Source organism: Nonomuraea sp. NPDC048901 (assembly GCF_040649695.1).
Lineage (GTDB): Bacteria > Actinomycetota > Actinomycetes > Streptosporangiales > Streptosporangiaceae > Nonomuraea.
The window spans coordinates 280,442-303,434 of sequence record NZ_JBEZFW010000003.1 but is presented as its reverse complement, the minus strand read 5'-3'; the positions used below and the strand labels follow the sequence as shown (position 1 = coordinate 303,434).

Here is a 22,993-nt window from a genome sequence, read left to right as displayed (position 1 = left end):
AGCACTCCTTTCGCCTAAACTCCCTCTCGCCTAAACTCTCCTTTCGCCTACAGCCGCCTGCGCGGTCGCCTCTCCTCGTGCGCGGCCTGCTCGGTGCCGAGGAAGCCGAGGAGCAGCTTGTTCACCTCATCGGGGGCGTCGAGCGGGAGCCAGTGGCCCGCGTCCTCGACGCGCTCATAGCGCCAGGGCCCCTTCACGTACTTGCCGGAGGCCGACATGCCCTCCTCCAGCAGCGCCTTGTCCCCCGCTCCCCAGATGCCGAGCGTGGGCGCCAGCACGGGCGGGAAGGGGCGGGCCGGCCGCAGCTCGGCCTCGGGCGAGCGGTTGGCGCGGTACCAGTTCAGGCCCGCCGTCAGGGCGCCGGGCCGGGCCAGGTCGCGCAGGTAACGGTCGTAGTCGCCGTCGCGGCCCATGATCTCCTTGAACAGCCGCCAACCGTTGCGCCGCAGCAGCTCCTCGCTCACGCCGGGGAACTGGTAGAAGAGCATGTACCAGGAGGCCGCCCGCTGCTCCAGCGAAGGAGTGGCGAAGACGCCCGGGTGCCCGACCGACAACACCGCGAGGTGGTCGAGCCTGCGGGGCATCAGGAAGGCGTACATCCAGGCGATGGCCGCGCCCCAGTCGTGGCCGACGATGTGCGGCCGGCGGATGCCGAGCTTCATGGTCAGGGCGACGACGTCGTTGACGATCGTCTGCATCCCGTACGCCTCGATCTCCTGCGGCTTGCCGGAGTCGCCGAACCCGCGCAGGTCCGGCGCGATCACCCGGAAACCGCCCTCGACCAGGGCCGGGATCTGGTGCCGCCACAGGTAGGAGGAGTCGGGGAAGCCGTGCAGCAGGATGACGGGATCGCCTTCGCCCTCGTCCACGTAGGCGAGTTCGACGTCGTTGACCTGGACTCTCTTCTTGTTCATGCCGTCTCCCTGAACAACCGCTCGGCGAAGAACTCGCTGAAACCGAACTCCGGCACGTCCTCGGGGGCGACCATGTTGAGCAGCCCGGTCACCTGCGCGGCGAAGTTCTTGGCCATGAGCTTGCGGACCCGGCGCCGCCGCTCGGTGGCCGCGGGCCCGAACTCCACGTGCAGCCTGCTGATGATCGACGCGCCGAAGTCGAGGCGCTCCAGGCGGAAGTCCCGCTCCTCCAGGTACGGCGCGAACGCCGCGGGCGACCAGTCGTCGCCGCCGAGCAGGATGTCGCAGACGGTACGGGAGTCGCGCAGGGCGCAGGAGAGCCCGGTGCCGAGCACGGTGTCGGCGTTGCCGGCCTCGTCGCCGATCAGCACCACGCCCTCGGTCAGCGGCGGCCCCTCGGGAACGCTGGACACCGACGGCCACACCGACAGCGGGCCCGCCGGGACCGCCTCGGTCACCGCCTTGCCCCTGTCGGGCAGGCAGTCGAGCTCGAAGGCGGCCAGGAAACGCTCGACGCCGCCGGGGCCGCGGTAGCGGAGCTTGTTGACCGTGGGGAAGTTCAGGTAGAGGCGGGCCCGGCCGTAGCCCTGGGGGAAGACCATGAACATGACGTCGCCCTCGGTGCCCATGGCCTGGACGTCGGCGGGCCAGCCGTCCATGCCCTCGACCATCATGCCGCCGCCCCAGTGGTGCATGGAGTTGCGCATCCGGACGCCGATCTGACGGCCGACGGTGTTGCCCCGGCCCGTGGCGCCGAGCACCATCCTGGCCCGGATCTCCTGCGGGCCCTCTTCGGTCTGGTAGGTCACCACCGGCTCGCGACCCGGCGTGACGGTGACCCTGGCCGCGTCCAGCACCAGCCGGGCGCCGCTGTCCACGGCCTGCGCCGCCATCAGCTCGCACACCTGGTGGTGCGGGAACGACATCGGCCCGCCGATGCCGGGGATGAAGCGGGTCATGTCCACCGCTTCGACCTCGTCCTCGGTGACGGCCTCGTCCCAGGTCATCCACTCCCGGATCTCCCAGCCGCCGCCCGCCCCGAAGCAGTCGTAGACGCCCAGCCGCTGCGCCTCCCTGATCCCCCAGGGGGCCAGCCACTCGCCGCGGACCAGGTCCCGGTACTCCTCCTGCTTCTCCAGCAGCACGACGGACAGCCCGCCGGCGGCCAGCTTGCAGGCCGCCGAGGCGCCCGCGATGCCGCCTCCGGCAATGACGACGTCGGCGTAGTCGACGGTCATGCCTCCCACCTCTCCCAGTACGTACGTTCGTGGGCCCCGTACCGATCCGCCGGCCGGAACTCGGTGCCGAGCGTGTAGGCGACCGGGATCAGGCACACCTGGGTGACCCCGGTCGGGATGCCGAGCAGCTCGCCCACCTGACGCTCGTGGGGGACGTGCATGCAGGTGATCGTGCTGCCGAGCCCCCGGCTGCGCAGTGCCAGCTGGAACGACCAGATCGCCGGGAAGATGGAGCCGTAGAAGATGCTCGCCCGCATCGGGCCGTGCTGGACCAGGTGTCCCGGGTCCTCGGGGACCTTGTCGGCCATCCGCCGGTCCCAGGCCGTGTTGATGGCCTCGATGTCCGGCGGGCGGCCCAGGACACAGGGCATGACCAGGACGGGCACCCGCCCGATGGTCTCGACCAGCGCCTCGGCCGAGTCGTAGTTCTTGCGGGCCTGCCGGTTGTTGCGGCGTCTGCCCGCGTTCGTCCACATGTCGTTGCGGTGGAACGTCCAGGACGTCGAGATCATCTCGGCGATCCGCTCCTTGACCGCCGGATCGGTGATGACCAGCCAGCGCCAGTTCTGGTGGTTGTTGGCTGTCGGGGCCTGGACGGCGACCTCTAGAGCCTCCTGTACGACCTCGCGGGGCACGGGCCGGTCCAGGTCGAGCCGCCGCCGCACGGACCGGGTGGTGGTCAGCAACCGGTCCGTCTCGGCCACGTCGAAGGGCGGTGCCTGCGCGGGCCCGAGGATCTCCGACTTCAGGATCACAGTCATGGCGCCCCCAGCAGTACGGCCCCGCGCACCGAGCCGGGCGCGGCGGTCAGCACCAGCGCCTGGCCGATCGGGTCGGGCAGGTCCGGCTTGGTCACGTACGAAGTCGGCTCGCCCGCGTGCGGCTCGACGAGCCCGGTGAGGGCGGGGGCGATCCCGTCACGGATCGCCAGGGCGGCCATGGCGATGTTCATCGCGCCGGTCGCGGCCTGGCAGTCGCCGGTGAGGCCCGCCGACGTGGTGAGCACGGCGTCGGGCAGAGCCGTCAGCACGGCGGCCGACTCCTCGGCGTCGCCAGGGACCCCGGTGCCCGCGCCGACCACCAGCTCGGGCCGGGCTTCGGGCAGCCGGGCGAGCACCCGCGCCACCAGATCCCCGCCGCTCGCGTGGCCGGTCCCCATGACCCGGGCGTACGGCCGACCGCCGCGTCTCGTGCAGTGCTCGGCCGACTCCACCAGGAAGGCCACCGCCGCCGACCCGGGAACCGTGCCGGAGTGCCGCCGGTCGTACGGCGACACCACAGCGTCCCCGACGGTCGTGGTGACCGTCTCGTCGGCCGCGACCACCAGCACCACGTCCGCCTTGCCCGCCCTGATCATCTCCAGCGCGCAGTCGAGGGCGATCGAGGCCGAGGCGCCGCCGTTGCAGATCGTGGTGGTGGGCCCGCGCAGGCCGAGCGTCTGGCAGACCGCGCCGCCGGTGGCGTTCAGCACGACGTTGGAGAAGCTCAGCACGGCCGGTTTGTTCGGGTTGGCGGCGATGCTCTCGTCGAACCCGCCGGTGCTCTCCGCCGACCCGGCGCCCGTGGCGAACACCAGCCCGACGTCGTCGAGCTCCTTCCTGGGCAGCTGCAGCCCGGCGTCCTCCCAGGCCAGCCGGGAGGCGGCGATAGCCATCCTGGACAGGTGGTTCATGTGCCGCCACAGCGAGCGCGGCGCGAACGTCCGCCCGTCGAGCGACGGCGCCTGCCCGGCCGCCTGGCGCCCGGTGACGATCGCCTCGGCCACCTCGCCGATGCCGGTGCCCAGCCCGGTGACGGGTCCAAGCCCGGTGATCACGGCCGCCGCCTCCGGCAGCTCGTCGTACTCCCGCGCGGCTCGTGGCGTCGTCAGCACGAGCGAGACGTTGTTGCCGCCGAACGCGTAGTTGTTCGACACCACCGTGTCGATCGGCAGTTCCCGTGCCACGTTGGGCACGAAGTCCAGGTCACCCGGTACGGCGTCGGCGTCGAAGCCGATGGTGGGCGGCGCCGTGCCGTGCCGCAGGGCCAGCACGCTCGCGACGGCCTCCACCGCGCCCGCGGCGCCCAGCGTGTGGCCGACGAACGACTTGATGCTGCTGGTGGGCACCCGTCCGGCCCGCTCGCCGAACACCACCCGCATGACCTTGGCCTCCATCGCGTCGTTGGCGGGGGTGCCGGTGCCGTGGCCGCTCACGTAGCCCACGTCGTCCGTGGTCAGGCCCGCGTCCGCGAGCGCCCGCCGTACCGCGCTCGCCCCTCCCCGCCCGGTGGGGTCGGGCGCGGTGGCGTGGTAGGCGTCGGCCGACAGGCCGTAGCCGGCGACCTCCGCCAGCGGCGTGGCGCCTCTCGCGAGCGCCCGGTCCAGCGGCTCCAGCAGCAGGAACGCCGCTCCCTCGCCGAGGTTGAGCCCGTCGGAGTGGCTGTACGGGCGGCACGGGCCGGTGCTGAGCGCCTTGAGCCCGGCGAAGCCCGCGTACGTACCGAACAGCAGCGGATCCACGCCCCCGGCCAGGACGACGTCGGCCTCGCCGGTGAGGATCTTGTCCTTGGCGAGCCCGACCGCGTTGCCGCCCGCCGCGCACGCGGTGGACACCAGGATGCGCGGGCCGCGCATGCCGAGCCGGTCCGCGACCACGTCCTCGGTGCGGTGCATGGGCTGGTAGCGGCCCACGGCGTCGGGGGTCGCCTGGCACTTGCCGAGGATGATGCCGAACCGGTCGGGGTCCGCACCGGTCAGGCCCGCCTGCTCGATCGCCTGGCGGGCGGCGATCAGCGCGAGCCGGGCGGTACGGTCCAGGCCGGCGTCGGAGTCCGGTAGCCCTCCGTCGATCCACTCGTCGGGGACCTGGCCCGCGTGCCGCGCCTCGAACACCGCGAAGTTCTCGTCCAGGACCGGCGTGAGGCCGCCGGTGCCCGACACGAGCCGCTGCCAGAACTCCGCGGGATCGCGGCCGATCGCACAGATGATGCCCAGGCCGGTGACGACGACAGGCCGCAGCGCCATGCTTGTCTCCTTCTCAGAAGGCCGATCAGATGATCGGGATGCTCCAGCTCTTGGGCACGATGTACGGGCTGGTCAGCGTGGTCACCTCGACGCCGTCCACGGTGAAGTCCAGACCGGCGGCGGCCAGCTCGGCGTCGACCCTGGCCAGCCCGAGCGTGGCGCCCAGACCGGCGCTGTGCACCGCGTGCACCACCTCGCCGATGTCCTGGCCGCCCGCCAGCACCCTGGCGCCCGCCTCGGGGATGGCGTCGCCGCCGGTGAAGCCGACCGTGCGGCGGCCCTGGCCCGACTCGAACGCCGCCAGCACCGCCTCCCTGCCGACGAACTCGTCCTTGGTGACGTCGACCAGCCAGTTGGCGCCGATCTCGATCACGCTCGCGCCCGCCGTCGCCTCGTGGCGCGGGATCGGCTGGCGTACCTCCAGCATGGCCAGCTCCAGGGCCTCCTGGCCGGCCGCTCCCGCGTGCTCCAGCGCCTGGCACCACAGCTCGGCCGCGGACTCGATGGGCACGATCATCTGGTAGCCGTACTCGCCGGTAAAGCCGGTCCGGGCGAAGATGATCTCGGTGCCGTTCCACTCGGTCTCCACCACCGACTCGAACGGCAGCGAGGCCAGCTCGCCGTCGATCAGCCGCCCGACCACGCCCCAGGCATACGGCCCCTCCAGGGCCAGGACCGTGAGGTCGGCCGACCGGTCGGTGATCACCACGCCCTCGTCGTTGTGCTCCTCCAGGTGCTCCAGCAGGCGCGTACCGGCGCCGCAGGAGCTCTCCAGCAGGATCCCGTTCTCCCGGCCGAAGGCCAGCACCTGGTCGACGACCTGCCCGGACTCGTCCAGGACCAGGCTCATCATGCAGCGCTCCGAGGTGAGGTACTCCACGTCGCGGGCGAGCAGCCGCTGCGCGAAGTCCACGGCCGCGGGCCCGGTGATCTCGATGAGGCGGTTCCCGCCCAGGTCGAGGACGGCGGCGCGCTCCCTGAGCACCCGGTACTCGTCGGCCGACTCGGAGAAGCGCAGCGGGACCGAGCTGTCACCCACCTCGCCGTAGACGGTGCCCTCCGGATGCAGGTTCGCGAGGACGGTAGCCATGCTTCACACCTTTCGTACGGAACGTTGACCCGCCGGATCGGCGATCGTGAGGTTTCCTTCGGCGGCGACCTGGCCGTCCACCCGCGCCGACACCCGGTACTCGGCGAACCCGGCGCCGCCCCCGGTCCGCTCGGCCGACAGGGTCAGCTGGTCGCCGGGGACGACGGGACGGCGGAACCGCATCGACCTGACCCCGGCCAGGTAGCTGATCTCGCTCGCGCCCGCCAGGGCGAAGACCACCCCGGCGAGCTGGGCCAGCGCTTCGATGATCACGATGCCGGGCAGCACGGCCGCGGTCGGGAAGTGGCCCTGGAACCAGAGTTCGGTCCCGGCGACGTTCTTGGTCGCGGTGCCCTTGACGCCCGGCTCCACCCTGCTGACCCGGTCGAGCAGCAGCATCGGCCAGCGGTGCGGGAGCACCTGCCTGATCTGGTCATGGTTCAGCCCGGTCGCCGTGGCCGAGGCGAGCTGGGTGGCGCCGATCGTCATGGCGTCGCCCGCAGAGCGGGATTGACCTCGTCCGCCAGCCGCGACACCGAGCCGAAGACGGCCATCTCGCTGTCGTACAGCGCCACACCGAACTCGGCCTCGATGGCGACGTACAACTCCAGGACGTCGAGGCTGTCGAGTTCGAGGCCGCGCCCGAAGAGCGGCTGGTCGTCGGTGATCCAGTCCGGCTCGATCTCCAGGTCGAGCCGGGACACGATCATCTTCTTAATCTGGGTGCACGTCTGCCGGCGCTCGGCGGCCTTCGCGCGGAGCTGGTCGAGGGTCATCCATCCTCCATGTGCCTCGTGACAGGGGCTTGCGGTCGGGGACTGGTTCACGGTTCGTGCCGGGATCGGCTCACAGCGGGTGGGCTCAGCAAGCGGGGACTCAGCGAGTGGGGCTCAGCGGGTGGTTTCGCGGCGGGTGGACTCGCGACGCGGCGGGTCAGCCGAGGCCGCCGCCGTGGGCGACCACCACCGCGCCGGACATGTACGACGCCTTGTCGGAAGCGAGGAAGCTCACGATCGTCGCGATCTCCTCCGGCCGGCCCATGCGGCCCAGCCGGATGCGCGTCTCGTAGTCCTTCCTGATCTTGGCGGGCACCTTCCGTGTCATGTCGGTGGTCACGAACCCGGGCGCCACCACGTTGGCCCGGATACCGTGCGGGGCCGCCTCGTTCGACAGCGCCTGGGTGAAGGCGATGATCGCGCCCTTGGAGGCCACGTAGTTCGTCTGGCCGGGGAAGCCGCCGTCCAGCCCGCTGGTCGAGGACACGGTCACGATCGCGCCCCGCCGCTGGTGCTGCATGATGCGCAGCGCCTCCCGGCAGGTCAGGAAGGTGCCGGTGACGTTGGTGTCGATGGGCCCGCGGAACTGTTCCAGGCTCATGGCGACGAGATAGCGGTCCAGCGTGATGCCGGCGCTGGTCACCAGCACGTCCAGGCGGCCGTGCTCGGCTCGTACGCCCTGGAACATCCGCCGTACCTCGGCCTCGTCCGTGACGTCGGCGCGCACGGCCGTCGCGCTGCCGCCCTCTTTCCCGATCAGGGCGACGACCTCCTCGGCGTCCGCCTCCGAACGGGCGTAGTTGACCACGACGTGGGCACCCTCCCGGGCCAGGTCGAGCGCGACCGCCCGGCCGATGCCGCGCGACCCGCCCGTAACCAGGGCCACGGAGCCTTCGGCAAAGAGCATCATCGTCTCCAGGGGTTTGACAATGCGCATACCAAACAATTGGTACCTGCACCGATAAAGCTACTAAAGCCGGATATCACGCCTGTATCATCCGGTTATCCATGCATTGACGGCGATAAGCAGATATACGACGCTAACAACATGCACGAGGTCGATGTTGAGGTTCTTATCGTCGGTGGCGGGCCCGTCGGCCTGGCGGCATCCATCGAGCTCTCCCGGCACGGAATATCCTCCCTTCTCGTGGAGAGGCATCCGGGGACCGCGATTTTCCCGAAAGCGCGCCTCATTTCCACCAGAACCATGGAAATCTTCCGGTCCTGGGGAATCGCCGAGGAGGTGGAGGGCGCGGGAATGCCCCGCGAGGACGTGCTGGCGGTCGGCGTCGGCACCTCGCTGGCCGCCGATGACTTCGTCCGGGCCGCGGCGGCGATCGACCGCGACGCGCCGCAGAGCCCCACGTACACCTACCTCTGCTCGCAGGACATCCTCGAAGTGATCCTCCGCAGGGTCGCCGAGTCCCACCCACGGTCCGACGTCCGCTTCGCGACCGCCATGACGGACCTCCGCGTCACCGCCGACGGCGTGGAGGCGGTGATCGAGCCCACGGCCGCGTCGGATAGCGGGCCTGTGCTCGTGCGGGCGCGTTATCTCGTGGCGGCCGATGGGAGTCGCAGCGGGATCCGAGAACGGCTCGGGATCGAGGTCGTGGGGCCGCCGCCGCTGGGGCACATGGTCAGTGTCATGTTCGACGCCGACCTCGGCGAGCTGCCCGCCGACCGCCGGGTGGCGCTGTCGTTCCTGCGCAGCGACCCGCCGTGCGCGGTGGAGGCGGTCGACAACAAGCGGCGCTGGATGATCCAGACCGGCTACGACCCGAGCACCGGCGGCAGCGCGGCCGACTTCACCGAGGAGGCGTGCGTGGCGGCGGTACGCTCGGCCGTCGGCCTGCCCGACCTGCCCGTCACCATCGTCGGGGTCATGCCGTGGCTGCAGCAGGCGGTGGTGGCGACCGGGTTCGGCGGCGGGCCGGTCTTCCTGGCCGGCGACGCCGCGCACGCGACCACTCCGCAGGGCGGGTTCGGGATGAACTGCGGCATCCAGGACGCGCACAATCTCGCCTGGAAGCTGGCCGCCGTCCTTAACGGGTCGGCCGGTGCGGAGCTGCTGGCCACGTACGACGCCGAGCGCCGCCCCATAGCCGCCAGGACGGTGGACGAGAGCCTGACCAACGCCCTGATCACGCTGCGCATGATGCAGGGACAGCTGTCGATGAGCCAGGCGATCGAGCAGCAGGCCGAGCGCCGCAGCTCCGAGGGCCTGATCCTGGGCTTCCGCTACGAGTCGGCCGCCGTGGTGCCCGACGGCACACCGGACCCGGCACCGGCGGATCCCTATCGGACCTACGTCCCGACCGCCCGCCCCGGCCACCGCGCCCCCCACGTCTGGCTGGCCTCCCGGGAGGGCAGGGTGTCGACGCTCGATCTGCTGGGCCCGGCCTTCACGCTCATGACCCCGACCGGCAGCGGGTGGGTCCAGCCCGCCAAGGAGGCGGCGCACCGGCTCGGCGTCACGCTGTCCGTCGTCGAGATCTCCCGCGCTGGCGAGAGCGAGCCCGACGCGCCGCTCACCTCCCCGACCTGGGCGGAGGAGTACGGCGTCGGCGACACCGGGGCCGTGCTGGTCCGCCCTGACGGTCATGTCGGCTGGCGTTCGCCCGGCGGCGCGGCGTCGCAGGACGCGCTGGCCGGCGCGTTGGGCGCCATCCTGGCCAGGTCGTGATGGTGGCGGGCCCGCGAACGCATCTGCGCCGCCCCGAGTCGTACGGACAGGGGGTTGCCTGACGACGTGGCGACCAGGTCGGTGACGGCCTGGGCCACGGTCGGCGTGTAGGGCGCGCCGACGAGCATGTCGGCGAGCTCCCGCGCCGCCTCGGCCGGGAGCGGGCGGACGAACTCGCGGTGCGCGCCCTGCCTGGCCACAAGGTCGTCGAGCGGGTCGGCGCTGGTGACGATGACCCGGCAGTTCGCGCCGCCGGGGAGCAGCGGCAGCACCTGAGCGCTGTCCTTGACATCGTCGAGCACCACGAGCAGCCGCCTGCGCGCCGTACAGCTGCGGTAGAGCGCCAGCTTCTCGGCGGGGTCGAGGGGGATGTCCTGGGCGGGCACGCCGAGCGCCCGCAGGAACCGGTCGACCACCGCGCCGGCGGACACGCCGCGCATGTCGGCGTACAGCTGTCCGTCCGGGAACCAGTCGATCCTGGCGTGCGCCCAGCGCAGCGCCAGCGCCGACTTGCCCACCCCGCGCGGCCCGCTCAGGACCATCGTCCCCGGCACCGCCACCTCGGGCTCGGGCCGCAGCGCCGCGTCCAGCGCGGCGAGCTCACCCGTGCGGCCGACGTACGGCAGCACCTGCGGGGGCAGCTGCGACGGTACGACCGGCCCCGCGCCGGACGGGCGGTGGGCGGCGGGCCGCATGAGCCCGGACTCGTCGCGGAGGACCTGGTCGTGCAGCCGCCGCAGCGCCGGGCCCGGTTCGAGGCCGATCTGCTCCAGCAGGTAGCGGCGCGTCTCCTGGTAGGTGCGCAGCGCCTCGGCCCGCCGGCCGGCCCGGTACTGCGCGAGCATGAGCTGGGCCCGGACCCGCTCCCGGAACGGGCATTCCGCCACGAGGGCCAGCAGTTCGGGGATCACCCGGTGGTGGTGCCCCAGGTCGATCTCCAGCTCAAGGCACGCCTCCAGCGCCTCAAGGCGGGACTCCTCCATCCGCGCGACGTCGTACCGCAGGCCGCGAATGTCCTCGAACGGGTTGCCCCGCCACAGCGCGAGCGCCTCGCGCAGCAGCAGGACGGCGTCCTCGCGGGCTCCGCCCGCCGCCTGGCCGCGCGCCCGCGCCACCAGCGCCCCGAACCGCAGCCAGTCGATGTCCTCGGCCGAGACCCGCAGCAGGTAGCCGGGGCTGGAGGTCTCGATCGCCGCGGCTCCGAGGGTCCTGCGCAGCCGCGACACGCAGATGGCGATCTGCCGCCCTGCGCTCTGCGGCGCCGAGCCGGCCCAGACGGTCTCGATCAGCCGGTCGACGCTGACGACCCGGTTGGCGTTCAGGACCAGGCTGGCCAGGATCGCCAGCTCCCTGTTCGCGCAGATCTGTAGCTCTTCGCCGTCGTCGAACACCCGGAGCGGGCCGAGGACGTGAAATTCGAGTGCCATCAGCGTTCCGTCCCGGCCAGATAAAGATAATGTCGCGCCATGTGGGAATCTCTCCCGCCGATAACTCGGGATACGCACTACTCACAAAGCTAGTAACGGCTCCCGGGCCGAGTCACCCCTAAGCGGCCCCTGACGGAAGGCCGAACCCACTCGATAGGGGTGCCGCCGAATCCGCACCCCATGGCCGTCTCCAGGGGTCACCTAGGGGTCGGAAACCTATTCCGGCAGTCCTAGGATTCAACTCAGACGGATTGACCGGCACTTTGTCCGCTCGGGAGGCGATGCACAGTTCTCCGCCGTTGCACCCCCGGAACGCGAGAGGCCATCACACCATTCGGTGTGATGGCCTTCCGCATTGTGCTCGGCGCAAGAAGCTCACCGGGGGAAGTTCACCGGGCCGGGCCGCTGCTCTGGACGGCCGGCTGCGGGGCCAGGACGGCGATGGCGGTCACGATCAGGCCGTTGCCGGTCATCCACCGGCCGGTGAAACCGCCCAGCCGTTGCCCCTGCCAGCGGGGCCCGAGAACCAGGAGGCGCGCGGTGAACGTCCGCCGCACCGGGTCCACCGTGATCGCCGCGTCCTGGAAGTCGAGCCACCGCTTCGCCAGCGGGAACCACGCCTTGTACACCGACTCCTTGGCGCAGAACAGCAGCCGGTCCCAGCAGACGGCCGGATGCTCGGCGGCCAGAGCGCGGAGCATCTCGCGCTCCTGCGGCAGCGAGATGGCTTCCACCACGCCTGCGGCCAGCGGCTTGTCGGGCTCGGCGTCGATGCCGATCGTCCCCGCCGCCTGGGCGAGCGCGGCGGCCCGGTAGCCGGCGCAGTGGGTGATGCTCCCGATGACGCCCAGCGGCCACAGCGGCTCGCCGCGCAGCCCCGACAGCACGGGCACCGGCGCCACGCCGAGCCGTTCCATCGCCTTGCGCGCGCACAGCCGCGCCGTCGTGAACTCCTTGCGCCGCTTGTCCACGGCCCGCTGGATCAGCCGTTCCTCCTCCGGGAAGAGCATCGTCCCGGGCGGGTCGTCGAAGGTGTCGTACGCCTTGACCGTCGCGGGCAGGATGTGCTCGATCATCTTCACTCCGGAGCTGGAAGTACGGTCCTGAGCGGGCCGCCGGTGCGCCCGCGCGGAACCCACTCGCGCGGATAGCCCAGAGAGACCTCTTCGAAGCGCACCCCGTCGTGGAACGTCGTGCGAGGGATGTGCAGGTGCCCATAGACGACCGCGACCGCGTCATAGTGCAGGGGCCAGGTGGCGGTCCGCTCGGTCCCGCACCACAGGGCGAACTCCGGGTGCCGCAGGATCCGGGTCGGCTCGCGGACGAGCGGATAGTGGTTGACCAGGACGGTGGGCAGGCGCGGATCCCGCTCGCCGAGGCGGCGCCGGGTCTCCGCGAGCCGCGCCCGGCACCAGGCGTCGCGGGTCGGGTAGGGGTCCGGATGCAGCAGATACTCGTCGGTGCAGACGACGCCCGCCTCGTGCGCGCGTTCCAGTGCCAGGCGCTTGCCCGCGCCGTTCGCGCCGAAGGTGTAGTCGTAGAGCAGGAACAGCGGGGCGACGGTCACCGGACCGCCGAGTCCCGTCCAGACCGGATAGGGATCCTCCGGCGTCAGCACGCCGAGGCCCCGGCACATCTCCACCAGGGCGAGGTAGCGGTGCTCGCCCCGTAACTGGATCGGATCGTCGCGCGGTGTCCACAGCTCGTGGTTTCCCGGCGTCCAGACGACCGTGGAGAAACGGCTCTTGAGAAGGGTCAGCGCCCATTCGATGTCGGCGAACCGCTCGGCGACATCTCCGGCGATCAGCAGCCAGTCGTCGGCCGAATACGGAAAGACGTTCTGGACGACGGTCCTGTTCTCGGAGAAGGCCACATGGAGGTCGCTGACCGCCAGCAACCTCCCGCCACCCGACCCTCCAACGACCACCAGCACAGCTTATACAGCAGCATATCTCTGCGAAAGCCGACATAACTACTTTATGGGGCGCCATCCCCGGAAGTAGGGGGGACGCCTAGGGGTTGTCGCAGGTCAGGGCGTTATCTCAAGGAGTTCCCAGGTCAGCGGGTACGGGCGGAACTCGTGTCATCCAGGGGGCCCCGCAAAACGTATATACAAGAGGATAAATACCTAGCTTCCACCTCAGCGCAAAGCCGATCCGTAACGCTGGATCCGACTTTGACCGGTCTTTGACCGCGCTTTGAGTGATGCTAGGTATCAATAGAAATGCAGCAGTCTGCGATTGGCACACTAAGGCGGCCCAATTGCGTTACACGAGGCTGGGACGAGATGGACCGGACATCTCGAACATCGGACTCGGCTCGCTGGCGCTCAGCGGCGCCTATGGCCCCATCGACCGCGATGAGGCGCTCGGGCTTATTCGCCGGGCCTTGGACGGCGGCGTGACGCTCCTGGACACCGCCGACTTCTACGCCGCCGGAGAGGTGGAGCGCCTCGTGGGCCGCGCCATCGCCGGGCGGCGCGACGAGGTGGTGGTCTCGACGCGCGGCGGCGTGCGCCGCGGCGCCCCCGGCGAGCCGATCGAGTTCGACGCGAGCCCCGACCATCTGGCGCGGGCCTGCGAGGCGTCGCTGCAACGCCTCGGCGTCGACTGCGTCGACCTGTACTACCTGCACTGCCAGGACGACCGCGCCCCGGTGGAGGAGGCCGTGTCCCGGCTGTCGGAGCTCGTGCGGTCGGGCAAGATCCGCCATCTCGGGCTGACCAACGCCACGGTCGACCAGGTACGGCGGGCGCATGCCGTACATCCCGTCACCGCGCTCGCCCTGGAGTACTCGCTCTGGGGCCCGCACGCCCCGCCGGAGCTCCTCGACGAGGCGCGGCGGCTCGGCCTCGGCGTGGTCGCCGCCCGCCCGCTCGGCCGCGGCTTCCTCACCGGCCGGATCAGGTCGTCGCTCCAGCTCGGCGCCGCCGATTGGCGGCACGAGGACCCGCGCTTCCAGCAGGAACACCTGCGACTGAGCACGCGTCCGCTGCGGCAGATCGAGGCCGCGGCGGCCCAGCTCGACCTGGGCGCCGGCCGGCTGGCGCTGGCCTGGCTGCTCTCCCACGGCGATCACGTGGTGCCCGTGCCGAGCACCCGCGACCAGGTGCACCTGGAGATGAACCTGGCCGCCTCCGGTGTACGCCTGACGCCAGAAACCCGCGACCGGCTGGCCGGCATCCTCCCGGCCGGCGGCGCGAACCAGTCGGGCTCACTCCTGCTCTGACCCAGGCGCCCAGCCGAGTTCAGCGCCCAGACCTCGGGGCCCGATTGGCTCGGGGCACGGGGTCAAGGCGGCTCAGTCGGGATCGTTCCGGCTTTGGGGCGAGATCAGGGACGCGGCGAGCGCCTTGTTGACGGCGTCGATCCTGGACACGGCGTTGAGCTTGACGAAGATGTTGCGCATGTGCCGCTTCACGGTCGCCTCGGCGAGCCCCAGCCGGCGGGCGATCTGCCCGTTGCTGAGCGCCTGCGCGGCCAGTTGCAGCACCTCCTGCTCCTTCTGCGACAGCACGCCGGGCGCCGGCCCCTCCACGTGCGCGAGGCTGTGGCGCGACACCGCGAGCACCACCCGCGCCGGGTCCTCGTACACGCTCCTGATCGCCGCGATCAGCTCGTGCCGATGGACGCTCTTGAGCAGGTAACCGCGAATGCCCGCGGCCAGCAGCCTGGTGAGGAGCTGCGGCCCGTCGTACATGCTCAGGATGATGATCTGCGTCTCCGGGGACAGGCACCGGATCCGGGTGACCGTCTCGGTCACCTCGTCACCGGGGATCTCCACGTCGAGCAGGACCACGTCGGGCCGGGTCTCGACGACGACGGCCAGCGCGGTCGCGGAGTCGCCGGCCTCGCCGACGATGCTCATCTCTCCGGAAGCCTCAAGGATCTCGCGCAGGCCCTCCCGGAAGAGCGCATGGTCGTCCACGATGGCGACGCTGATCTTGGTGTTACGGTCGGTCCGGTTCATGGGACTGTCTCTTGAGAGGGATGAGGAGCTCGACGAGACAGCCGTTGCCCGGGACGCTGGAGATGGCCACAGTGCCCCCGAGTAACTCGGCGCGCTCCCGCATGGACGTCAGGCCCACGCCGCCACGCTCGCGGGCGCACGACGGGTCGAAGCCCTGCCCGTTGTCCTGGACGGTCGCGCTGAGCTCGTGCGGCGCGATGTCCACCCGCATGAGGATCACCGAGGGCCCGGCGTGGCTGAGCGCGTTGCGGGCGGCCTCCCGGATGATGAGGAACGCCTCGTCGAGGACCCTCGGCTCCGCCCATGACTCGTCACCGTTCACATCGAGGCCGACGGACACGACATCGTCCTCGACCGCCTCCAGGAAACCGAGCAGCGCCTTCTCCAGACTCCTCACGGGGACCTGGGGATGCAGCTCGGAGGTTATCTGCCGCAGGTTCTCCATCGTCTCCTGGATGGCCTGCTGAGCGACCCCGACCTTGACCTCCGCCCGCGCCGGGTCGCTGGCCCGGTGCACCTCCGACAGAGCGAGCTGCTGGTGCGCGACGCTGATCCCATGGCCGATGCGATCGTGCAGCTCACGGGCGATGCGACGGCGCTCCTCCCCCTGGGCCTCCTGCACCTGGTTGAGCAGGAAGCGGTGATAGCTCTCGGCGGACTCGCGGATTCGCCGGGAGAGGCTCTCCTCCATTCCGGTGGCCACGAGTGTGAATGCTTCGGCCGGCGAGTCCGCCTCGACGGCGATAAGCCGCGCGAGGTGACTCAGAGCTACTCGGAAAAAAAGCGAGCCCGCCTCAAGTGAGGCCTTCGGATGAACTCCGGTCGAGGCGCGAGTAGTGCCGACTTCCCATGCGTGGAACTTATAGAGCTCGTTGACCTGCACTTTTCCGGCACGGAGCGTGGCCGCCACATCGTCGAGGACGAACTCGGCGGTCATTACGGCTTGGTGCGTGGCGCGCGGATCTGCGGAGAGCGCGTTGCCGGTGGCCTGGAGCTGCGACTCGAATTCCCTGAGGATTTCTTCTCGACAAGCATCAACGAATCTCGCAGGGTCGTTCTCAGCATCGTATGCCGCATCCAAGGAGCCCCCTTGGCCATGGGACGCGCGTGCCCCAACTATCTCGCAGGTGCCTCACCAAAGCAACATATAAGGTCAGATATTAGAGATCAGCGCGGTAATGTGAACTAGGTGCTGCGTCACCATGAACGCCCTGTAAGGCCGGCGTTGTTGATCACTTCCGCCCTTGGCGGCTGATTGGCCCGCCGCGATCACCGCGACCGTCCCCGCCGCCATGGCGAGGCATACACCGGCGAGCGGCACGCGGAAGAACACGACGGCCACGCCGAGCGCGGCGGCCAGCGTGAGCGCGGCGACGTACATGCAATGACGTGACTTCCGCTCTCCGCAGGTCACCGCGATGGTCCGCCGGCCCGCCGCGGCGTCTCCCTCGATGTCGGACAGATCCTTGGCGGGTACGCCCACGAAGGCCATCCAGCAGGTGGCGGCGACCGCGAACACGATCAGGCCCTTCGGCGTGGACAGGCTCTCGCCGCCGGTGACGGCGGTCAGCCCGCCCCAGTACGACAGCAGCCCCGACGTGCACAGCACCACGACCGTGCCGGTCGAGCCGCTCTTGAGGTGGAACGGCGGCGCCGAGTAGAGGTAGCCGAGCACCAGGTTGAGCCCGACGATCCAGGTCAGCGCCGGGGGCAGTCCGGCGGTCGCGGCGATCGAGAGAGCGGCCGCGACGGCGGCGACGACGGCCGCGGTCCGCGGGGCGAGGTCACCCCGGGCGATCGGCCGGCCGGACCCGTTGACCCGGTCCTCCGTGACGTCGGTGACGCCGTTGAGCAGGTAGATGGCGAAGATCGACAGAACCCAGGCCGCGGCCCCCTGCAGCACTTTCGCCGGTTCCGGCACCGGCGAGACCGGGAGGGCGAGCACGGCTCCGGCCATGAATCGAAGGGTGGACACGGCGAGTACGGCAGGACGGGCCTCGACGAAGCACAGCCGGAGCACCCGCGCACTGGATCGCAGGGCGGTGACACCTGGCGCTTGATTGGACACCGATAAGCTGACCATGACCGGATTGTCGCCTTCGGTAAGGGATCCGGTAAGGGCGGTATCCGAAAGTTGTAGTCGGCATTGGTACTTTAGATACCCCCCGTACTACTCTCGGCGCGCCACCCCGAACTCCTGGGGATCCGCCTTGTCCGGTCACGACCGCCCCTATAGCTTGAGATCGCCGGTCGGGGCACGGAATCCAATTTCCACCTCACCGGACTGAGAATCCTCACGTTAGGGAATCTGATGCCGGATTTCAAGTTACTGGGACCGATGGAGATGGTCGACGACCGCGGCCAGTCCCATATCCCGGTGGGGCCTAAGGTCCGGCAGGTTCTCGCGCTACTCGCGCTCAACGCTGGAAAGGTCGTCGAGGTCGATCTCCTTATCCATGAATTGTGGAGCGAGAACGAGCCGAAAGACGTCGTCAAGACCCTTCAGACGCACATTTATCACCTCCGCCGAATTCTGCTGAGAATGGGGCCGGCCGTGGCCCAGCTGGTCGTCACCCGAGCGCCCGGCTACCTGCTGCGCGCAGACCCGGGACGGGTGGACGCGCTCGTCTTCCCCCGGCTGGTCGAGCGGGCCGCCGGGCACCACCGCGCGGGCGACCACGAGGCCGCCGACCTGGTCCTTCGGAAAGCGCTGTCCATGTGGTCCGGCCCCCCGCTGGCCGACGTGCCGAGGGGCGCGGTGCTCGGCCCGCGCGCCACCGCGCTCGACGAGCAGCGGCTGCGGGCGGTGGAGATGCACCTGGAGACCAGGATCCGGCTGGGCCTGCACGGCGAACTCATCGACGAACTCCGCGTGCTCGTGGCCGCCTATCCCTTGAACGAGAACTTCCATACCCAGCTCATCACGGCACTCGGCCGCGCGGGCCGGCGCGCCGACGCCTGGCGCGCCTATGAAGGGCTGCGCGCGCTGCTGGAAGCCGAGCTGGGTGTGGAGCCCGCCTTCGACATCCAAAACCTCCATTTGACCGCTCCAGCAGGAAGTCATTCAGGAAAGGACGTCTGACGATGAAAGGCTTTGAGCGTTACGCCGGATTCACGCCCGTAGACCTGACCGACCGCACTTGGCCGAGCAATCGGATAGTGGCGGCGCCCCGCTGGTTATCGACCGATCTACGTGACGGCAACCAGTCGCTGGCCAACCCGATGACGCCTGAGCGCAAGCTCAAGATGTTCGACCTCCTGGTGGAAATCGGCTACAAGGAGATCGAGGTCGGCTTTCCCGTCGCCAGCCAGAACGACTACGACTTCGTCCGCCTGCTGATCGAGCGGGACCGGATCCCCGACGACGTGCGGATCACCGTGCTCACGCAGGCCCGCGACGAGCTGATCGAGCGGACCGTGGAGTGCCTCGAAGGGGCGCCGCGCGCCATGATCCACGTGTACAACGCCACGTCGCCGCTCTTCAGGCGGGTGGTCTTCGACATGAGCCGCGCCGAGTGCAAGGACCTGGCCGTCCAGGGCACGCGCCTGATGATGAAGTACGCCGAGCGGACGCTGCGCGACTGCGACCTGGGCTACCAGTACTCCCCCGAGCTCTTCAACGAGACCGAGCTCGACTTCTCCCTTGAGGTGTGCGAGGCCGTCATGGACGTCTGGCAGCCGGAGCGGGGGCGCGGCATCATCCTCAACTTCCCGACGACGGTCGAGCGGTCGCTGCCCAACGTGTTCGCCGACCAGATCGAGTGGCTCGACCGCAACCTGTCGCGCCGCGAGCACGTCTGCCTGTCCATCCACCCGCACAACGACCGCGGCACCGGGGTGGCCGCCGCCGAGCTGGCCCTGCTGGCGGGCGCCGAGCGGATCGAGGGCTGCCTGTTCGGCAATGGCGAGCGCGCCGGCAACGTCTGCCTGGTGACGCTGGGCATGAACATGTACGCCCACGGGATCGACCCGGGCATCGACTTCTCCGACATCAACGCGATCCGGCGCACGGTCGAGCTCTGCAACGAGCTGCCGGTGCATCCCCGGCACCCCTACGGCGGCGACCTCGTCTACACCGCCTTCTCCGGCTCGCACCAGGACGCCATCAAGAAGGGCTTCGACGACCTGGAGCGGACGGCCGACGAGAGCGGCGCCGACGTCGCCGAGCTGCCGTGGCGCATGCCGTACCTGCCCGTCGACCCCAAGGACGTGGGCCGTACATACGAGGCGGTCGTGCGGGTGAACAGCCAGTCCGGCAAGGGCGGCGTCGCCTACGTGATGAGCGCCTGGCACGGGCTCAACCTGCCACGCGGGATGCAGGCCGACCTGTCGGCCAAGGTGCAGGCGCAGGCCGACGCGGTGGGCGGCGAGCTGTCGCCGAGCCGGATCGGGGCCATCTTCCGCACCGAGTACCTCTTCCACGGCGACCCGTCGGAGCCCCTGCCCGTGGGGCGGGAGCCGGTGACGGCGGCGCTGTACATCGACGGGCGGTTCGACGTCGGCGGCGACCGGGCGGACGCCTGCCGCGCGCTCGGCTCGGTGCTGGCGCCCTGGGGCATCCAGGTCCGCGTCGTGCACCGCACCGGCCGCCCGCTCGACCACGAGCGGCCGAGCGGGCTCGGCGACCGCTCGGGCGACGAGACCGTGATCTACGCCGAGTGCCGGATGGGCGGCGCCGTCACCTGGGGCGCCGGCATCGACGCCGACATCGCCACGGCCGCCTACTCGGCCGTCCGCGCCGCCCGCGCCCGCCTCACCCCCGACGCACGACCCACCGAGGAGAAGGAGACCCGTGATGCTGAAGAGAATCCACCGGCAGCGCCCGCGCGGCCCCCGTACCCGAGGCCGTCTGGACCTGCGCACCCCGTCCGGCCGCAGGCTGCCCTTCTGACACCCAGCCGACTCTGACATCCGACGAACGAAAAAGGGAGGCCGATCATGGCCATGGACGAACGGCGGGAGGGCCTGACCTCCCTGGAGGAACTGCTGCGCGAGACGGTGGCCGGCAAGGGCAGGATCGCCATGGTGACCGGCGCCATCGCGACCGGCAAGAGCGAGCTCCTGTACGCGTTCGCGGAACAGGCCTTCGAGCACGGCGCGTTACCGCTCACCGCCACGGGATCCCTGGCGGAGAGCGGCCTGCCGCTCGGCGTACTGGCCCAGCTGCTGCACAACGCGCCCCTGACGGAGGAGCAGCGGGCCGCGACCATGGACCTGCTGCACGAGGGCATGAGCTCGCAGCTGTCGAGCGACCCCCAGGCCGAGGCCATCGACCACATGGACGTGCAGATCGTCGACGCGCTCTGCGCGGCCCTGCTCGAACTGTCCGAGCGCTGCCCGCTGGTGATCGTCGTGGACGACGTCCACCAGGCCGACCGGGCCTCGCAGCTCTGCCTGGCCTATCTGGCGCGGCGGGTCAAGTTCGCCCAGGTCATGCTGGTCTTCAGCGCGCCGGACCACAGCGCGCACGTCCAGACGCTCTTCCACACCGAGGTGCTGCGGCAGCCGCACTGCCGGCCCATCCGGCTCACCCACCTGTCCGCCGAGGAGGTGGCGCACTGGGTGACCGTCCGGGCGGGCGCCGCGGCCGCCGACGGGTTCGCGGCCGACTGCTACGCGCTGAGCGGCGGCAACCGGCTGCTGGTGACCGCGCTCGTGGAGGACTTCCAGGCCACCGGCGCCCCTGGCGCGAGGTACGGCGAGGGCACGGTGGCCTGCCTGCGCCGCGCCGATCGTCGGATGACGGTCGTCGCCAGGGCGCTGGCCGTACTGGGCGAACCCGCCTCGATCGGCCCGCTGCTCGGCGGTGGCGAGAGCGCCGTCATCAAGCTGCTGAGCAGCGGCGACCTGCCGGGCGGCCGGTCTCCGGGCGGCGAGACGGCGGCCGACCGGCTGCTGGACGAGGGCGAGGCGGCGGTCGCCAAGGCGATCCAGGCGCTGACCGGCGCGGGCGTGCTGGAGCACGGTCACTTCCGCCACCCGGCGGCCAGGGCGGCCGTGCTCGCCGACCTCGACGCCGCCGAGCGCATCGACCTGCACCGCCGGGCCGCCGAGCTGACGTACGAGAGCGGTGCCCCGGCGGCCGTCGTCGCCGAGCACCTGCTGCAGGCCAGCCACGCCGGCGACCCCTGGGCCATCTCGGTCCTGGAGGAGGCGGCGCGGCAGGCGCTCCGCGACGACGGCGTGGAGTCGGCCATCGAGTACCTCAAGCTCGCCTGGCGGGCCTGCGTGGACGAGCGGCGGCGGGCCAGGATCACCACCACGCTCGTACGGGCGGAGTGGCGGATCAACCCGAGTGCCCCCGCCACGCACCTGGCCGAGCTGACCGACGCCCTGCACAAGGGCTACCTGGGCGGCGGCGACACGGTGGTGCTGGCCAAGGCGCTGCTGTGGCACGGGCACGTGGCGGACGCGAAGGACGTCCTGGCCCACCTCAACGAGCTGGCCGAGCTGGACCAGGAGACCGTGGCCGAGCTGGCCGCGGCCCGCCCCTGGTTCCGCAGTCTGTACCCCTCGTTCCTGCCGCATCTGCCGGAGGTCAGCGGTGAGCAGGCGAGCAGCGCCGCCTCGTCCGTCGTCGTCGGCCGCCGGATGGAGTCGGCCGGGGTGCTGGCCAGCGTCCTGACCCAGGGTCCCCGTGAGGAGACCGTGGCGACGGCCGAGCGCATCCTGCGCGGCTCCCGGCTGGACGAGATGACGATGGACACGGTGGAGACCGCGCTGCTGGCGCTGACGTACACGGACCGGCCGGGCAAGGCGGCGCCCTGGTGCGATGCGTTCATCGACGAGGCGGCCTCGCGGCGCGCGCCGAGCAGGCAGGCCCGGCTGTCCGCCATCCGGGCGGAGATCGGCCTGCGCAGGGGCGACCTGGCCGCGGCGGCCTACGACGCGCAGCGGGCCCTGGAGATCATCCCGGCCACCAGCTGGGGTGTGGCCGTCGGCGGGCCGCTGGGCAGCCTGCTGCAGGCGGGCGCGGCGATGGGCCGGCTGGACGACCATGTGCGGCAGTTCAACCAGCCGGTGCCCGAGGCGATGCTGGAGACCCGGTTCGGCCTGCAGTACCTGCACGGCAAGGGCCGCTTCAACCTCATGGCCGGCCAGCCGCACCAGGCGCTGCGCGACTTCCAGCTCTGCGGCGAGCTCATGCGCAGGTGGGAGCTGGACGTGCCGGGATTCATCGCGTGGCGTACGGACGCGGCCGAGGCGCTGATCCGCCTGGGCGACCACGAGGAGGCGCGCCGCCTGATCGACGAGCAGCTCGCCCGGTGCGGGCAGCAGTCCAGGCGGGTCCAGGGCATCGCGATGCGCCTGCTGGCCGCGGTGAGCGAGACACGGCACCGCCCGATGCTGCTGCGCAAGTCGGCCGACCTGCTGCAATCGGGCGGCGACCGGTACGAGCTGGCCAGGACCTTGTTCGACCTGACGGCGGCCTACCACGCCAACGGCGAGTACCGGCGGGCGGGCATGTTCGGCAGGCGCGCCCGGCTGCTCGCGGTGGAATGCCAGGCTGAGCCGCTGACCCTGGCGCTCAACCGGGGCGGCAAGGGCGACCGGAGCGCCGCGAACTCCGCCGGCGTGACGGGAATCCTCAGCGACGCCGAGCGGCGGGTGGCGGCGCTGGCGGCCGAGGGCTACACCAACAGGGAGATCTCCGCCAAGCTGTTCATCACGGTGAGCACGGTGGAGCAGCATCTGACGCGGATCTACCGCAAGCTCAATGTCACCCGGCGCACCGAGCTGCCGGCCAGCCTCACGGGCGAGGAGTCCATGCGGGCGCAGGTGCTCAGCTGACGCGAAAGCCCCGAGAAGCGCGTATAAGCCCCCTAAAAGCGCATCGCACGCCTTTCGGGGGCTTCTCGTGTGCCGGTTTGCGGGCTTTCACAGGGGAT

Annotated in this window: 19 protein-coding genes; 5 read left to right on the top strand and 14 right to left on the bottom strand. The window is 70.7% G+C overall.

Annotated features, from left to right (window positions below):
- Positions 1 to 47 precede the first annotated feature (47 nt).
- From AB0C30_RS11085 to AB0C30_RS11050, 8 genes are all read right to left on the bottom strand, one after another.
- Positions 48 to 914 (bottom strand): alpha/beta fold hydrolase, encoded by an 867-nt coding sequence (locus tag AB0C30_RS11085; protein ID WP_357942047.1) that lies wholly within the window; start codon positions 912 to 914, stop codon positions 48 to 50.
- Positions 911 to 2,152 (bottom strand): FAD-dependent oxidoreductase, encoded by a 1,242-nt coding sequence (locus tag AB0C30_RS11080; protein ID WP_357942045.1) that lies wholly within the window; start codon positions 2,150 to 2,152, stop codon positions 911 to 913. The genes AB0C30_RS11085 and AB0C30_RS11080 overlap by 4 nt, the downstream gene beginning before the upstream one ends.
- Entirely contained in the window at positions 2,149 to 2,913 is a 765-nt protein-coding gene (locus AB0C30_RS11075) for a nitroreductase family protein (protein ID WP_357942043.1), read from the bottom strand. Before AB0C30_RS11075 ends, AB0C30_RS11080 begins: the two co-directional genes overlap by 4 nt.
- On the bottom strand, positions 2,910 to 5,156 hold the full coding sequence (locus AB0C30_RS11070; RefSeq protein ID WP_357942041.1) for a beta-ketoacyl-[acyl-carrier-protein] synthase family protein: 2,247 nt from the start codon (positions 5,154 to 5,156) through the stop codon (positions 2,910 to 2,912). The genes AB0C30_RS11075 and AB0C30_RS11070 overlap by 4 nt, the downstream gene beginning before the upstream one ends.
- Before the next feature lie 25 nt (positions 5,157 to 5,181).
- The gene (locus AB0C30_RS11065; protein WP_357942039.1) at positions 5,182 to 6,246 is read right to left on the bottom strand and encodes a glycine cleavage T C-terminal barrel domain-containing protein; all 1,065 of its coding nucleotides are present in this window, start codon (positions 6,244 to 6,246) and stop codon (positions 5,182 to 5,184) included.
- Between the two features lie 3 nt (positions 6,247 to 6,249).
- A complete protein-coding gene (fabZ, locus tag AB0C30_RS11060; RefSeq protein ID WP_357942037.1) occupies positions 6,250 to 6,735 on the bottom strand; it encodes a 3-hydroxyacyl-ACP dehydratase FabZ in 486 nt (161 codons plus the stop codon).
- Positions 6,732 to 7,022, bottom strand: a complete 291-nt coding sequence (locus AB0C30_RS11055) for a phosphopantetheine-binding protein (RefSeq protein ID WP_225290089.1) — start codon at positions 7,020 to 7,022, stop codon at positions 6,732 to 6,734. Before AB0C30_RS11055 ends, fabZ begins: the two co-directional genes overlap by 4 nt.
- A gap of 157 nt (positions 7,023 to 7,179) precedes the next feature.
- Complete coding sequence (locus AB0C30_RS11050) at positions 7,180 to 7,959, bottom strand: 3-oxoacyl-ACP reductase family protein (protein ID WP_357942035.1); 780 nt, start codon at positions 7,957 to 7,959, stop codon at positions 7,180 to 7,182.
- 111 nt (positions 7,960 to 8,070) lie between these two features.
- Here AB0C30_RS11050 and AB0C30_RS11045 point away from each other — a divergent pair, with 111 nt between their 5' ends.
- Complete coding sequence (locus AB0C30_RS11045) at positions 8,071 to 9,708, top strand: FAD-dependent monooxygenase (protein WP_357942033.1); 1,638 nt, start codon at positions 8,071 to 8,073, stop codon at positions 9,706 to 9,708.
- On the opposite strand, the gene AB0C30_RS11040 is transcribed toward AB0C30_RS11045, so the two are convergent.
- The 3 genes from AB0C30_RS11040 to AB0C30_RS11030 form a co-directional block, all read right to left on the bottom strand.
- Entirely contained in the window at positions 9,624 to 11,135 is a 1,512-nt protein-coding gene (locus AB0C30_RS11040; RefSeq protein ID WP_357942031.1) for a BTAD domain-containing putative transcriptional regulator, read from the bottom strand. The two genes, AB0C30_RS11045 and AB0C30_RS11040, sit on opposite strands and share 85 nt — an antisense overlap.
- A 389-nt stretch (positions 11,136 to 11,524) precedes the next feature.
- Entirely contained in the window at positions 11,525 to 12,211 is a 687-nt protein-coding gene (locus AB0C30_RS11035) for a 4'-phosphopantetheinyl transferase superfamily protein (protein WP_357942028.1), read from the bottom strand.
- A 2-nt stretch (positions 12,212 to 12,213) separates the two neighbouring features.
- The gene (locus tag AB0C30_RS11030; RefSeq protein WP_357942026.1) at positions 12,214 to 13,062 is read right to left on the bottom strand and encodes a metallophosphoesterase; all 849 of its coding nucleotides are present in this window, start codon (positions 13,060 to 13,062) and stop codon (positions 12,214 to 12,216) included.
- Between the two features lie 335 nt (positions 13,063 to 13,397).
- On the opposite strand from AB0C30_RS11030, the gene AB0C30_RS11025 reads away from it, so the two are divergent.
- On the top strand, positions 13,398 to 14,363 hold the full coding sequence (locus AB0C30_RS11025; protein ID WP_357942024.1) for an aldo/keto reductase: 966 nt from the start codon (positions 13,398 to 13,400) through the stop codon (positions 14,361 to 14,363).
- A gap of 72 nt (positions 14,364 to 14,435) precedes the next feature.
- Here the strand turns inward: AB0C30_RS11025 and AB0C30_RS11020 are convergent, their stop codons facing one another.
- From AB0C30_RS11020 to AB0C30_RS11010, 3 genes are all read right to left on the bottom strand, one after another.
- A complete protein-coding gene (locus tag AB0C30_RS11020; protein WP_357942022.1) occupies positions 14,436 to 15,104 on the bottom strand; it encodes a response regulator transcription factor in 669 nt (222 codons plus the stop codon).
- Positions 15,085 to 15,807 carry a sensor histidine kinase gene (locus AB0C30_RS11015; RefSeq protein ID WP_357942021.1) on the bottom strand — a complete coding sequence of 241 codons (723 nt, stop codon included), beginning with the start codon at positions 15,805 to 15,807 and terminating at the stop codon, positions 15,085 to 15,087. The genes AB0C30_RS11020 and AB0C30_RS11015 overlap by 20 nt, the downstream gene beginning before the upstream one ends.
- A 450-nt stretch (positions 15,808 to 16,257) precedes the next feature.
- Positions 16,258 to 17,187 carry a UbiA family prenyltransferase gene (locus AB0C30_RS11010; RefSeq protein WP_357942020.1) on the bottom strand — a complete coding sequence of 310 codons (930 nt, stop codon included), beginning with the start codon at positions 17,185 to 17,187 and terminating at the stop codon, positions 16,258 to 16,260.
- A gap of 228 nt (positions 17,188 to 17,415) precedes the next feature.
- On the opposite strand from AB0C30_RS11010, the gene AB0C30_RS11005 reads away from it, so the two are divergent.
- From AB0C30_RS11005 to AB0C30_RS10995, 3 genes are read left to right on the top strand one after another with little or no spacing between them, the layout of a single operon-like run.
- Complete coding sequence (locus AB0C30_RS11005) at positions 17,416 to 18,186, top strand: AfsR/SARP family transcriptional regulator (RefSeq protein WP_357942019.1); 771 nt, start codon at positions 17,416 to 17,418, stop codon at positions 18,184 to 18,186.
- Positions 18,187 to 18,188: 2 nt separating this feature from the next.
- On the top strand, positions 18,189 to 20,012 hold the full coding sequence (locus AB0C30_RS11000) for a 2-isopropylmalate synthase (RefSeq protein ID WP_357942018.1): 1,824 nt from the start codon (positions 18,189 to 18,191) through the stop codon (positions 20,010 to 20,012).
- Between the two features lie 30 nt (positions 20,013 to 20,042).
- Complete coding sequence (locus AB0C30_RS10995) at positions 20,043 to 22,895, top strand: AAA family ATPase (protein ID WP_357942016.1); 2,853 nt, start codon at positions 20,043 to 20,045, stop codon at positions 22,893 to 22,895.
- Positions 22,896 to 22,993 lie beyond the last annotated feature (98 nt).

Bases quoted from the DNA above. Each gene is read 5' to 3' on its own strand.
- AB0C30_RS11085 (WP_357942047.1), bottom strand. From the start codon at position 914: ATGAACAAGAAGAGAGTCCAGGTCAACGACGTCGAACTCGCCTACGTG.
- AB0C30_RS11080 (WP_357942045.1), bottom strand. From the start codon at position 2,152: ATGACCGTCGACTACGCCGACGTCGTCATTGCCGGAGGCGGCATCGCG.
- AB0C30_RS11075 (WP_357942043.1), bottom strand. From the start codon at position 2,913: ATGACTGTGATCCTGAAGTCGGAGATCCTCGGGCCCGCGCAGGCACCG.
- AB0C30_RS11070 (WP_357942041.1), bottom strand. From the start codon at position 5,156: ATGGCGCTGCGGCCTGTCGTCGTCACCGGCCTGGGCATCATCTGTGCG.
- AB0C30_RS11065 (WP_357942039.1), bottom strand. From the start codon at position 6,246: ATGGCTACCGTCCTCGCGAACCTGCATCCGGAGGGCACCGTCTACGGC.
- fabZ (WP_357942037.1), bottom strand. From the start codon at position 6,735: ATGACGATCGGCGCCACCCAGCTCGCCTCGGCCACGGCGACCGGGCTG.
- AB0C30_RS11055 (WP_225290089.1), bottom strand. From the start codon at position 7,022: ATGACCCTCGACCAGCTCCGCGCGAAGGCCGCCGAGCGCCGGCAGACG.
- AB0C30_RS11050 (WP_357942035.1), bottom strand. From the start codon at position 7,959: ATGCGCATTGTCAAACCCCTGGAGACGATGATGCTCTTTGCCGAAGGC.
- AB0C30_RS11045 (WP_357942033.1), top strand. From the start codon at position 8,071: ATGCACGAGGTCGATGTTGAGGTTCTTATCGTCGGTGGCGGGCCCGTC.
- AB0C30_RS11040 (WP_357942031.1), bottom strand. From the start codon at position 11,135: ATGGCACTCGAATTTCACGTCCTCGGCCCGCTCCGGGTGTTCGACGAC.
- AB0C30_RS11035 (WP_357942028.1), bottom strand. From the start codon at position 12,211: ATGATCGAGCACATCCTGCCCGCGACGGTCAAGGCGTACGACACCTTC.
- AB0C30_RS11020 (WP_357942022.1), bottom strand. From the start codon at position 15,104: ATGAACCGGACCGACCGTAACACCAAGATCAGCGTCGCCATCGTGGAC.
- AB0C30_RS11010 (WP_357942020.1), bottom strand. From the start codon at position 17,187: ATGGTCAGCTTATCGGTGTCCAATCAAGCGCCAGGTGTCACCGCCCTG.
- AB0C30_RS11005 (WP_357942019.1), top strand. From the start codon at position 17,416: ATGCCGGATTTCAAGTTACTGGGACCGATGGAGATGGTCGACGACCGC.
- AB0C30_RS11000 (WP_357942018.1), top strand. From the start codon at position 18,189: ATGAAAGGCTTTGAGCGTTACGCCGGATTCACGCCCGTAGACCTGACC.
- AB0C30_RS10995 (WP_357942016.1), top strand. From the start codon at position 20,043: ATGGCCATGGACGAACGGCGGGAGGGCCTGACCTCCCTGGAGGAACTG.